Origin of the sequence: Micromonospora sp. KC207 (genome assembly GCF_004348615.1) — a bacterium.
Taxonomy (GTDB): Bacteria; Actinomycetota; Actinomycetes; order Mycobacteriales; family Micromonosporaceae; genus Micromonospora.
On sequence record NZ_SMKJ01000237.1, the window covers coordinates 1 to 11,469 of the forward strand.

Annotated in this window: 10 protein-coding genes; 6 read left to right on the forward strand and 4 right to left on the reverse strand. The window is 72.7% G+C overall.

Annotation, left to right across the window (positions count from 1 at the left end):
* The 3 genes from E1258_RS24445 to E1258_RS24455 form a co-directional block, all read left to right on the forward strand.
* Positions 1 to 618 (forward strand): DUF4245 domain-containing protein (locus tag E1258_RS24445; RefSeq protein ID WP_243715661.1); only part of this gene is annotated, 618 nt, incomplete at its 5' end.
* Positions 619 to 860: 242 nt separating this feature from the next.
* Complete coding sequence (locus E1258_RS24450) at positions 861 to 1,682, forward strand: hypothetical protein (RefSeq protein ID WP_132405239.1); 822 nt, start codon at positions 861 to 863, stop codon at positions 1,680 to 1,682.
* A 170-nt stretch (positions 1,683 to 1,852) separates the two neighbouring features.
* On the forward strand, positions 1,853 to 2,695 hold the full coding sequence (locus E1258_RS24455; RefSeq protein WP_132405241.1) for a hypothetical protein: 843 nt from the start codon (positions 1,853 to 1,855) through the stop codon (positions 2,693 to 2,695).
* Between the two features lie 56 nt (positions 2,696 to 2,751).
* Here E1258_RS24455 and E1258_RS24460 read toward each other — a convergent pair whose 3' ends face one another.
* Together E1258_RS24460 and xseA are read right to left on the reverse strand one after the other, a co-directional pair.
* Complete coding sequence (locus tag E1258_RS24460) at positions 2,752 to 2,973, reverse strand: exodeoxyribonuclease VII small subunit (RefSeq protein ID WP_132405243.1); 222 nt, start codon at positions 2,971 to 2,973, stop codon at positions 2,752 to 2,754.
* A 42-nt stretch (positions 2,974 to 3,015) separates the two neighbouring features.
* Positions 3,016 to 4,236 carry an exodeoxyribonuclease VII large subunit gene (xseA, locus tag E1258_RS24465; protein ID WP_132405245.1) on the reverse strand — a complete coding sequence of 407 codons (1,221 nt, stop codon included), beginning with the start codon at positions 4,234 to 4,236 and terminating at the stop codon, positions 3,016 to 3,018.
* A 109-nt stretch (positions 4,237 to 4,345) separates the two neighbouring features.
* Between xseA and E1258_RS24470 the strand changes: the two genes are divergently transcribed.
* Positions 4,346 to 5,335, forward strand: a complete 990-nt coding sequence (locus tag E1258_RS24470; RefSeq protein WP_132405247.1) for a 4-hydroxy-3-methylbut-2-enyl diphosphate reductase — start codon at positions 4,346 to 4,348, stop codon at positions 5,333 to 5,335.
* A 61-nt stretch (positions 5,336 to 5,396) separates the two neighbouring features.
* Positions 5,397 to 5,828 carry a hypothetical protein gene (locus tag E1258_RS24475; protein WP_132405249.1) on the forward strand — a complete coding sequence of 144 codons (432 nt, stop codon included), beginning with the start codon at positions 5,397 to 5,399 and terminating at the stop codon, positions 5,826 to 5,828.
* Positions 5,829 to 6,012: 184 nt separating this feature from the next.
* On the opposite strand, the gene E1258_RS24480 is transcribed toward E1258_RS24475, so the two are convergent.
* Positions 6,013 to 9,315, reverse strand: a complete 3,303-nt coding sequence (locus E1258_RS24480; protein WP_132405251.1) for a S8 family serine peptidase — start codon at positions 9,313 to 9,315, stop codon at positions 6,013 to 6,015.
* Positions 9,316 to 9,465: 150 nt separating this feature from the next.
* Positions 9,466 to 10,647, reverse strand: coding sequence for a DNA recombination protein RmuC (locus E1258_RS24490; protein WP_132405253.1), 1,182 nt, complete (start codon positions 10,645 to 10,647; stop codon positions 9,466 to 9,468).
* A 53-nt stretch (positions 10,648 to 10,700) separates the two neighbouring features.
* Here E1258_RS24490 and E1258_RS24495 point away from each other — a divergent pair, with 53 nt between their 5' ends.
* The gene (locus E1258_RS24495) at positions 10,701 to 11,435 is read left to right on the forward strand and encodes a hypothetical protein (protein WP_132405255.1); all 735 of its coding nucleotides are present in this window, start codon (positions 10,701 to 10,703) and stop codon (positions 11,433 to 11,435) included.
* The last annotated feature ends 34 nt before the right edge of the window (positions 11,436 to 11,469 follow it).

The window sequence follows — 11,469 nt, forward strand, 5'->3', positions numbered from 1 at the left end:
GAGCCGACCCCGGCACCCCCGACCCGGTCGACCCCGTCGACGCCGACCCCGTCGGCTCGGGAGACGCTCCCGCCGGCCCCGCAGGCGGCTCCGTCGGGCCGGGAGAAGGCTCGGTCGGAGCGGTCGCCGAAGGACATGGCGATCTCCCTGCTGGTGCTGCTCGTCCCGATCGCTCTGCTGCTCGCCTTCTACCGGGGCTTCCTCGGCGGTGACCAGCCGAGCACGGTCGACCCGGCCCCCGCCCTGGAGCAGGCCCGGGCGGCCAACGTGTTCCCGGTGAGCCAGCCGACCGGGCTCGGCGCCGACTGGAAGACGGTAAGCGCCAGCTACCGCACCGTCGAGGGCGGGTCCAACCTGCGGATCGGCTACCTCACCCCGGAGGGGCGGGGGGCCCAGTTGGTGCAGAGCAACGTGCCGCCGGAGCGGCTGCTGCCCGCCGAGCTGACCGCCGAGGGGCAGCCCCAGGGCCCCACCGAGGTGGGCGGACGCAACTGGCAGCGGTACACCGCCCGGGGCAACGAGCAGGCCCTGGTGCTGCTCGAGCCGGGCCGCACGGTGATCGTCGTCGGGGACGCCCGGGAGAACGAGTTGCGCCGGCTCGCAGACGCGGTCCGCTAGGTGTGGGGTCGGAGGAGCGTGACGAAGAGTCACGTCGACCAGCCTCCGTGACCGACTCCGCGGGAAGTCGCTGAAGTTTGCGGGAAGTCGCTGAAGGCAGTCAACGTGCGGTTGTTCGAGGGTCCGGTGCGGGTGCCGCCCGACCGGCGGAGGGCCGCGAGCGTCCGACCCGTCCGTTAGGCTGCCCCGGCTCAACCCCGGTCGCGCGATACGGCCGGGGAGCCTTTCAGAAAGAGAACGACGTGAACATTCGACGGTGGAGCGTCGGCGTCCTCGCCGCCGCCCTTTTCGTCCCCGGCCTGACCGCCTGCAACAACTCGGCGGCCGACGAGCCGGCCGCCGGTGGGGCCTCCGCCGCCCCGGCGGCGCCCGCCGACCCCAAGGCGGCGCTGCTCGCCTCCACCACGGAGCTCAGCAAGGGCAACTTCACCTTCGCCATGACCGGCGGTGAGTTCAACGGCAGCGGCACGGTGCACATGCCGTCGAAGAGCGCCGAGATGAAGATGACCGGTGGCGACTCCGACGCCGAGGAGTTGTCGATCAACATGCACCTCGTCTTCATCGACACCGACAGCTGGGTGAAGATGGAGTTCACCGGCCCGATGGCCGACACGATCCCCGGCGTCAAGGCGCTCAAGGGCAAGTACCAGCACCTCGACCGCTCGAAGATCAAGGACGTCAAGGACCTTCAGTTCGACTTTTCCGACGTCGACCCGGCCGGCAGCGAGGCGCTGACCAAGGCGATCACCGACGTCAGGAAGACCGGCGAGGGCACGTACGAGGGCACTCTCGACGCGACCAAGGCCACCGGCTCGGACGTGCTCGACGTCGAGATCGTCAAGGACCTCGCCGGCAAGGCCAAGGCCGTGCCGTTCACCGCGAAGCTCGACGGGCAGGGCCGGCTCACGGAGTTCGTCGTCAAGGTGCCGGCCGCCGGTTCCAGTAAGGCGCAGGACCTCAAGGTCACGTACGCCGACTACGGTGCCGCCACCGCCGTGGAGCAGCCGTCGGCGGACCAGGTCGTCGAGGCTTCCGACCAGGTCTACGAGATGTTCAAGGACTGATCCGGTGCCGGCGGGAGGGTGGCATCCGCAGCCCTCCCGCCGGGGCGCCCGCGCGACGGGCGCGGGTCGGATGATCCGGACAGGGATTGCGGAACGCGGCGGCAGGGAACAGAGGTAGGCGTCCCCTCCGGCGCCCGCGCGGGCCGGACGACCCACTTGGAGAGGTTCACGTGACCATTCGACGCTTCAGCGCGGCGCTCTTCGCCGTGACGCTGCTCACTCCTGCTCTGGCCGCCTGCAACGGCACCGGGACGGGGGAGGCGGGGGTCTCGGCGTCCCCGACGGTCTCCGGCAGCGCGGCGGCGGGCAGCGCCTCGCCCGGCACGGGCGACGCCAAGCAGGCCCTGCTGAACTCCACGAACGAGATCCGCAACGGCAACTTCCGGTTCACCATGACCGGCGTCGGCACCACCGCCGAGGGGCAGGTGCACGAGCCCAGCCAGAGCGCCGAGATGAAGCTGACCATCGGCGACGCCTCCTCGGACGTGCAGATGAAGCTGGACCTGGTGCATCTCAAGCCGGACAGTTGGGTCAAGCTCGACCTCGGCGGCCAGGCGGCCACGCTGCCCGGCGTGCAGAGCCTCAACCTCGGCAAGTACCAGCACCTCGACCAGAGCAGGATCAAGGGCAACCGCAACCTGGGCTTCGACTTCGAGGAGGTCGACCCAGCCGGCAGCGAGGTGCTGACCCAGGGCGTCACCGAGGTCCGGCGGACCGGCGAGGGCGCGTACGCGGGCACGATCGACGTGACGAAGGCCGCCGAGGCCGGTTCGCTGAACGCCGAGCTGATCAAGGCGCTCGGGCAGCAGGCCCGGTCGGTGCCGTTCACCGCCAAGCTGGACCCGCAGGCCCGGCTCAGCGAGCTGGTGATCCAGATCCCGGCGTCCGGGCAGAACAAGGCCCAGGACATCCGGATCACGTACGCCGACTACGGTGCCGCGACGGCCGCCCAGCGCCCGCCGGCCGACCATGTCGTCGAGGCCCCGAACGAGCTGTACAACCTGTTCAACTGACGGTGGTGCCGGCCTGCCGGGGCGGCGGTGACCGCCCCGCAGCCGCGCCCCCTGCCTCAGGAGTCCGGCTGCCGCCGGGCCGCGTCGATGCGGGCCCGCGCGCCGTCGAGCCAGCGCTGGCAGACCTCGGCCAGCTTCTCGCCGCGTTCCCACAGCGCCAGCGACTCCTCCAGCGAGGTGCCGCCGGTCTCCAGCCGTTCCACCACCGTGGCCAACTCGGCGCGGGCCTGCTCGTAGCTGAGCCGTTCGTCCGGCCCGGCGTTCTTCGCGTCAGTCATCTGTCCCATCCCAGCACATCCCGCCCCTGAGCCGCGCGCGGCTCAGCCGTCGACCGTGACGGCCAGCTCGCCCTCGGCGAGGCGTACCCGCAGCGGGTCGCCCCCGCCCACCTCGCCGGCCGCCCGCACCACGTGGCCGTCGGCGCGCTGGACGATCGCGTAGCCCCGCTCCAGGGTCGCGGCGGGGGACAGGGCGCGCAGCCGGGCCAGGGTGTGCCGCAGCTCGTCCTCCGCCGCGCCGAGCCGGTGTTGCAGGGTGCGCCCCGCCCGCTGGCGCAGCGCGGTCACGTCGGCGACCCGCTGCTCCACCATCACCTGCGGCCGGGCCAGCACCGGTCGGGACCGCAGCCCGTCGAGGCGGTTCGCCTCCCGGTCGACCAGGTGGCGGACCGCCCGCTCCACCCGGTGCCGGGCCTGCTGGATCAGGCGCAGCTCCTCGGTCAGGTCGGGAACGACCCGCTTCGCGGCGTCCGTCGGGGTGGAGGCCCGCAGGTCCGCGACATAGTCGACCAGCGGCGCGTCCGTCTCGTGGCCGATGGCGCTGACCACCGGCGTACGGCAGGCGAAGACCGCCCGGCACAGCGCCTCGTCGGAGAAGGGCAGCAGGTCCTCTATGCCGCCGCCGCCCCGGGCGATGACGATCACGTCGACGGTCGGGTCGGCGTCGAGCACCTTCAGCGCGTCGACGATCTGCGGCACCGCGCCCGACCCCTGCACGGCCACGTTGACCGTGCGGAACTCCACGGCCGGCCAGCGCCGGCGGGCGTTGGTCAGCACGTCCCGCTCGGCGGCGGAGGCGCGGCCGGTGATCAGCCCGACCCGGCCCGGCAGGAACGGCAGCCGTCGCTTGCGGGCCCGGTCGAACAGCCCCTCGGCGGCCAGCAGCTTCTTGAGCTTCTCCAGCCGGGCCAGCAGCTCGCCCAGCCCCACCTGGCGGATCTCGTCGGCGCGCAGGCTCAGCGTGCCCCGGGCCGCGTAGAACTCGGGCTTGGCGTGCAGCACCACCCGGGCGCCCTCGCGTAGCTCGGGGGCACCGGCGTCGAGGACGTCCCGGTTGGTGGTGACGGTGAGGCTCAAATCGGCCGACGGGTCGCGCAGGGTGAGGAACACCGTGCTGGCCCCGGGCCGCCGGCTGATCTGCGCCACCTGCCCGTCGACCCACACCCAGCCGAGCCGGGCGATCCAGGCCCCCACCTTCTGGCTGACGACCCGCACCGGCCACGGCTCGTCGGAGCTGCTCCGGCCGCTCTCATCCGCACTCACGCCCTCACCCTACGGACGCCCTCCGACGATCGGGAAAGCCGCGTCGCCCGCCGGCGCGTACCCCTTGATCAACGGAGGGTGGTTCGGGGGCGGCACGTACGATGGGCGGGTGACTCAGGCTGAGACGACTCCCCGGACCGGCAAGCGCGTGCTCCTGGCCAAGCCCCGCGGCTACTGCGCGGGCGTCGACCGGGCGGTGCAGACCGTCGAGGAGGCGCTCAAGCTCTACGGCGCCCCGATCTACGTGCGCAAGCAGATCGTGCACAACAAGCACGTGGTGCGGACCCTGGAGGCCAAGGGCGCGGTCTTCGTGGAGGAGAACGAGGAGGTGCCCGAGGGCGCGACCGTGATCTTCTCGGCCCACGGCGTCGCCCCCGAGGTGTACGAGCAGGCGAGGGCCCGCTCGCTGAAGGCGATCGACGCCACCTGCCCGCTGGTGACCAAGGTGCACCAGGAGGCCAAGCGGTTCGCCGCCGAGGACTACGACATCCTGCTGATCGGCCACGAGGGGCACGAGGAGGTCATCGGCACCGCCGGCGAGGCCCCCGCGCACATCCAGCTCGTCGACGGCCCCGACGACGCCGACAGGGTCACCGTGCGGGACCCGAGCAAGGTGGTCTGGCTCTCCCAGACCACGCTGTCGGTCGACGAGACGCTGGAGACCGTGGCCCGGCTCAAGTCCCGGCTACCGCTGCTCCAGTCGCCGCCCAGCGACGACATCTGCTACGCCACCTCCAACCGCCAGCACGTGGTCAAGGAGATCGCCCCGGAGTGCGACGTGGTCCTCGTCGTCGGCTCGCGCAACTCCTCGAACTCCGTTCGGCTGGTCGAGGTCGCCCTGGACGCCGGTGCCCGTGCCGGTCATCTCGTCGACTTCGCCCACGAGATCGACGACGCCTGGCTGGAGGGGGCGGGCACGGTGGGCCTGACCTCCGGGGCGAGCGTTCCCGACGAGCTGGTCCAGGATGTGTTGGCGCACCTCGCCGCGCGCGGCTTCACCGACGTGGACGAGGTGGTCACCGCCAACGAGCGGCTGACCTTCTCGCTGCCGCAGGAACTCAAGCGCGACATGAAGGCCGCCGCCGCGTCCCGCCCATGATCGACCGGCCCGCGCCCGACCGGTGGGGAACGGATCACCGGTGGGCGACGTCTGATCGGGTATGAAGACCACTCGGATCATCGTCGCCGCGCTGGTCACCTGCGCGGCCCTGAGCGCCTGCGGTGGCCAGGGCGCCGGTGACGCCACCCCCGGCCCCAGCCCTTCGGGAGGATCCGCGGTGACCGACGCGTCCAGCACCGATCCGGTCGACCCGACGGTGCCGGCCCCGTCGTCCTCGGTGCCCCCGAGCCGCCCATCGGCGGGCCGCCCGAGCATCCCGCCGGGCGTCGGCGCCACCACCCTCACCGGCACCGTCGAGGCCGGCGTGGAGCCGGGCTGCCGCCTGCTGGACGGCTACCAGCTCATCGGCGGTCCCACCGACGTGCTGGCCGCCGGCGCGAAGGTCACGGTCACCGGCCGGGCGCAGCCCGACATGCTCACCACGTGCCAGCAGGGCATCCCGTTCGTCGTGGAGTCCGCCCGCCGCGCCTGAGGCGCGGATCGTCCCGCCGCCGGCCCGGCCGCCCATCCAAGCGTGCCGGGCCCCATCCGCGTGCCACGCCCATCCGCGCGTCGGTCGCGTGTGCCGGCGGTCCCGACCGGTGACGGCAGGAGCCCGCCCCCGCCGAGGCGGGGACGGGCTCCTGTGGTGAGGCGGAGTGGTCAGGCGGCGAGGGTCAGTTGACCGCGCCGATCGCCACCGAACCGCGGCCGACGACCGCGCCCTCTGTGGTGGTCACGGCCAGATCGCCGTAGAGCTCGCGACCGGCGGCCGGGGCGGACTGGGCGGTCACCGTGCCGGTGAGGGCGGCGGTGGCACCGTTGGCCAGGGCGAGCGGGGTGGCCGCAGCGGTCAGCGTGCCCAGCGACGCCGCCGAGAACGAGTCCCGGTAGTCGTAGGCGGTGCTGGTGCCCGGCCCGTTGACGGCGTACCCGTCGACCAGGACGCGGTAGGTGCCGGCGGGCGGGTTGGTCAGGGTCACCGCCTCCTCCGAGTCGCCGTCGGCTGCGCGGCCGACCTCGGTGGCACCCCGGAAGACGAACAGGTCCAGGTCGGCGCCGAGGTCCGCGGTGTTGCCGATGCGGGCCGTGAAGCTGGCCGCGCCGGCCGGAACCTCGACCAGGTACTCCTGCTGCGCGCCCTCGCCGATCGTCGGCCGCTCGGCGCGCACGCTCGCCAGCGGACTGCCCTGACCGGTCACCGCGACCGGGCCGAAGGTGTTGGTCAGGCCCCAGGTGACCTCGGTCGGGGTGCCGGCGGTGACCGACGGCAGCTCGACCACGGCCGGCTCGACCGTGACGCCCTGCACCCGCACCTGGAGCTGGAACGGGTTGTCCAGCGCGGGCGAGGTGCGCCGCGACTCCACCTCGAACTCCCAGACCCCGGCGATCGGGCGCGGGTAGTCCCGCTCCTGCGGCTTGCAGGCGGCGGCGTTGGAGAAGTTGGTGTAGCAGGCGGTGCTCGCGGTGCTCTCCACCGGAACGCCGTACGGGTTGATCGCGATGAACCGGGTCTGCGAGCTGGTGGCGATGCCGGCCAGGTTGACCTGGATCGCGCCCGCGCCCGGCGGGACCGTCACGAAGTACGAGGTGGAGCTGTTCCGCTCAACCGAGCCCTCGGCCGAGAAGGAGTACGCCGGCTTCACCACGTCGGTGGCGGCCACCACGACGGTGGAGACCTCGAAGTCGACCACCGAGGTGGCCGGGTCGTCGATCAGCAGGAGCGCGCCGTGTGCCCCGGCGGTCATCGGCTTGGCCTTCACCGCGATGGTCACGGTCTTGTTCAGCGGCAGCCAGACCTGCTGCTTTGTGCTGAAGGTGCCGTCGTTGCCGCGCAGCGTCACGTTGTGCAGCAGGCTCTTGTTCGGGCCGCTGGTCCGGGTGACCTTCACCTCGTACGTCTTGGACTTCTTCAGCGGCTGACCGCCCTGCGTCACCGCGCAGCGGTTGTAGACGCCGGTGCCCCGGTGCGGGTTCGGCACGAAGGCGCCGGTGGCCTTGTCGTACCGGGTCAGGTTCGCCGACAGTTCGGTGCAGACGGGCGCGTCGGAGACGTACGACCGGGTCTGCACGCCCTTGTCCAGCAGCGCCCAGGCACCCGGCACGTCGAACATGCCGTAGCCCTGCGCGTACGTCGCGACGCCCGCGATCGGCTTGGCCGAGGTGTAGATGGCCCGACGGAGCGCGGCCGGGGTGACCCCCTTGTCGGTCGCCTTGGCGGCCGACAGCAGCAGCGCGGCGGCGCCGGCGGCCTGCGGGGAGGCCATCGAGGTGCCGTTGAGCATCTGGTAGCCCGGCGGCAGCGGGTAGCCGGCCTCGGGGACCGGGCTGCCGGCCTGCCAGGTCGGCGCGGTGGAGATCGCCGAGCCGGGGGCGGCGATGTTCGGCTTGGAGCCGCCGTCCTCACGCGGGCCGCGCGAGGAGAAGTTGAACAGGGCGTTGTCCTTGCGGACGACCGAGCCGTAGTTCGCCAGCCAGGTGTCCTTGCTGATGCTCGCCGCGACGCTGACCACGTTCTCGGCCACCGACGGGTCGCCGATGGTGTTCAACCCGGGGCCGGAGTTGCCGGCCGAGATGAACAGCTGCACGCCGTAGGTGTTGATCAGCTCGTTGTAGAGCTGCGCGCGGGCGTTCGAGCCGTCGTTGAGCGCCGGCAGGCCGCCGATCGACATGTTGACCACGTCGACCCTGCGGTTGATCACCAGGTCGGCCATGCCGGTGGTGAGCGCCGCGGCGGTGCAGCCGCCGCCCCAGGAGCAGGCCCGGGCCGACACGAGCTTCGCGCCGGGGGCCGCGCCGTCGAACGCGCTGTTGCCCAGCATGTCGTTGGCGGCGGTGATGCCGGCGACGTGCGTGCCGTGGGTCGACTCGATGATGCCGATGTTGACGTAGTCGACCAGGCCGGGGCCGCCGATCGGTGCGGTGTCGACGTCCTCGCGGTACTCGACGACGAACGGGATCTGCTCGCGGACCGCGGTGGCCGGGTTGTCCGTGCCGAAGTGTCCGACCTGGAACTTCTCCTTGTACGGGCGCATCACCTCGTCGTCGGTGAAGTCCCGGTTGGAGTTGGCGTCGACCCGGATGTCGTGCGTCGTGGTGTTGTAGAGGATGCCGAAGGTGTCGGTGGTGTCGCCGTCGCGGTTGACGTCACCGGCCGGGTCGCTGCCGGCCGTGATCGACTCGCGGAAGGTGTTGAACCGGTAGCTGCCCGCCGGGGCCGTCCAGGTCGCGCCGCCCGCGGTGAAGCTCGGGCCGGTGACCTCGGTGATCATCGCGCGCCAGGTGGCGTCCTCCAGCGGGTCCGTGGCGGTGACCCAGTCCACGATCTTGCGCTCGCCGGTGGTGGTGGTCTGGAGCGCCGGCTGGTCGAGGTCCACGCCGGAGTCCATGATGCCGATGGTGACGCCGCGTCCGTCCCACGCCGGGTGGGCGGCCTTGAACGCCTCCGCGCCGATCTCGTTGGTCGGCATGTACGGGTTCACCGCGCCGGTGTCGCCGCCCGGACCGGCCAGCGTCTCGCCCTGCGCGGCGGCCTTTGCGCCGGCGGGCGCGGCCTCCGGGGCCGGGTCGGGGAGCTGGATGGTCTCGTCGAGGTCGACCGCGGCGACGCCGGGGAGCGTGGCGGCCTTGAGCACCTTCGCGGTGGGGACCTTCGCCAGGACGTAGCCGATGGAGTCGAAGCGCCGGCTCACCGTGCCGCCGAGCCGCCGCATCGCGTCCGCGACGTCCTTCGCCTCGCCCTTGTCGGTGGCGACGATCAGGGTCACGGTCTTGGCGTGCTTCGCCTCGGCCTCGCTCAGCAGCTTGGCGTCGTGTGCGCCCAGGGTCTCCACGGCGGTGGCCTGCGGAGCCTCCGACTCGGTCGCGGGGGCGGCGCTCGCGGTCGCGGTGCTGCCGGCGCCGGTCATGGCACCGGCCGCCATGACCGACGCGAAGAGCCCGGCAGAGGTGCGCCGGCTCAGGTTTCGGGGTTTGCTCACGTTCTCTTTTCCTCCAGAGAACAGGGCCCTGAAATCACAGGGCACGCGTGAGCGAAATCCTTTGGGGTGGGCGTACGTGGTGTCACTACCGATCGGTACGTTGTGACCACTTCGTGACCTGCGCAGGCGCGCATTGTCACGCATGTACTGCTATCGGGACGGAGTCGGCGGGTCCACCCAGGACGGTCGTGCGGCCTCGCCGAGCAGCTCAGGGGCCTGCGGCTGCCGGGGGGCCACCTCGACCTGCGCCGGCGAGGCCAACTTCTCGTCCGACACGCCCAGCTCGGCGAGCTTACGGGCGCTGACCAGCACCCGGGCCTCCAGCGAGCCGACCGCCCGGTTGTACGCGGTCACCGCCCCGCCCAGCGACGCGCCGAGCTTGCCCACGTGATCGCCCAGCGTGGACAGCCGCCCGTACAGCTCGCGGGCCAGCGAGTGCACCGCCACCGCGTTGCGGGCCAGCGCTTCCTGCCGCCACGAGTACGCCACCGTACGCAGCAGCGCCACCAGCGTCGCCGGGGTGGCCAGCACCACGTTGCGGGCGAAGGCGTGCTCCAGCAACGTCGGATCGCGCTGCAACGCCACGTCGAGGAACGGATCGGCCGGCACGAACAGCACCACGAACTCCGGGGTCTGGTCGAACGCCGCCCAGTAGGTCTTCGCGGCCAGCGCGTCGACGTGCGCCCGCAGGTGCCGCGCGTGCGCGTCGAGGTGCGTGTCCCGGCCCCGCTCGTCGCGGGCCTCCATCGCCGTCAGGTACGCGTCGAAGGGCGCCTTCGCGTCCACCACCACCGAGCGGCCCCCGTGCAGCCGGACCACGAGGTCGGGGCGTACCCCCTGGTGGTCGGTCGCGGCGGTGACCTGCTCGCTGAAGTCGCAGTGCTCCAGCAGGCCGGCGGCCTCGACGATCCGGCGTAGCTGGTGCTCGCCCCAGCGGCCCCGCACCTGCGGCGCGCGCAGCGCCGCCACGAGCTGCTTGGTCTCCGTGCGCAGCTCGCCGGAGACGGCGCTCATCGCCCGGACCTGCTCGCGCAGCTCGGCGTACGCGTCGACGCGGGCGTGCTCCAGTTCGGCGACCCGGGACTCGTAGCGGCGCAGCGTCTCGTGCAGCGGCGCCACCGCCCGGGCCACCGCCTCCTGCGACTGCGCGGTCGCCTCGTAGCCCAGCGCCCGCATCGACTGCTCCAGCCGCCCCTCGCCCTCCCGCGTCGCGGCCAGGGTGGCCTCCAGCCGGGCGAGGTCGGCCGCCGACCGGGACCTGGCCGCGAACCAGCCCAGCGCGCCACCCGTGACGAGGCAGAACACCACCACGGCCAGCGTCGAGAAGCTCATGACCAGAGCTTGCCAAACGCGTACGACGGGCGCTCCCCGGGTACTTTCAGAGCATGGAAATTCTGCTCGCGGTCATCTTCGTGGCGCTGCTCGTCGGCGGTCTCGTCTGGTGGCGTCGGGAGAGCGCGGCCCGCGAGGCGCGCAGCCTGGCCGACGTGCGCGCCGACGCCCAACGCTGGTACGAGCGCCTCGGCGGCCAGGTGATGAACCTGCACGGCGATTCCCCGGCCGTGCGGCAGGCCCTGGTCGACGCCGGCGAGCGGTACAATGCGGCGGGCAGCCAGCTGGAGCAGGCCCGGACGGTCCACCAGTACCGGCTGGCCCGGGAGACCGCACTGGAGGGGCTGGCGTACGCCCGGGCAGCCCGGATCGCGCTCGGCATCGACCCCGGCCCCGAGCTGCCGCCGCTGGCCTCCGCCGAGGGCGCCGGTCAGCTCACCCGGGAACGCGAGGTCAACGTGCAGGGGCAGGTCGTCCGGGCGGGCCCGCAGCCCGGCCAGGGCACGCCCTACTACTACCCCGGCGGTCGGTACCAGGGCCGCCCCGTGCCGGCGGGCTGGTACTCCACCCCGTGGTGGAAGACGGCGCTCGGCGCGGGCGCCGGCGTGCTCGGCGGCATGCTGATCGCCGACGCGCTCTTCTCGCCGGCGTTCGCCGACCCGGGGTACGGCTACGAGACCGGCTACCAGGAGGGCTTCGGCGGCGAGCAGGCGGGCGATTTCGGCGGCGGCGATTTCGGCGGCGCTGGCGATTCCGGCGGCGGCGACTTCGGCGGCGGCGACTTCTGACGTCGGGCCCCTCCTTCGCGGCCCCGCCCCGCTT

Excerpts from the sequence above, each read along its gene's own strand:
- E1258_RS24460 (WP_132405243.1), bottom strand. The coding sequence starts at position 2,973 with ATGACTGACGCGAAGAACGCCGGGCCGGACGAACGGCTCAGCTACGAG.
- E1258_RS24495 (WP_132405255.1), top strand. The coding sequence starts at position 10,701 with ATGGAAATTCTGCTCGCGGTCATCTTCGTGGCGCTGCTCGTCGGCGGT.
- E1258_RS24490 (WP_132405253.1), bottom strand. The coding sequence starts at position 10,647 with ATGAGCTTCTCGACGCTGGCCGTGGTGGTGTTCTGCCTCGTCACGGGT.
- E1258_RS24475 (WP_132405249.1), top strand. The coding sequence starts at position 5,397 with ATGAAGACCACTCGGATCATCGTCGCCGCGCTGGTCACCTGCGCGGCC.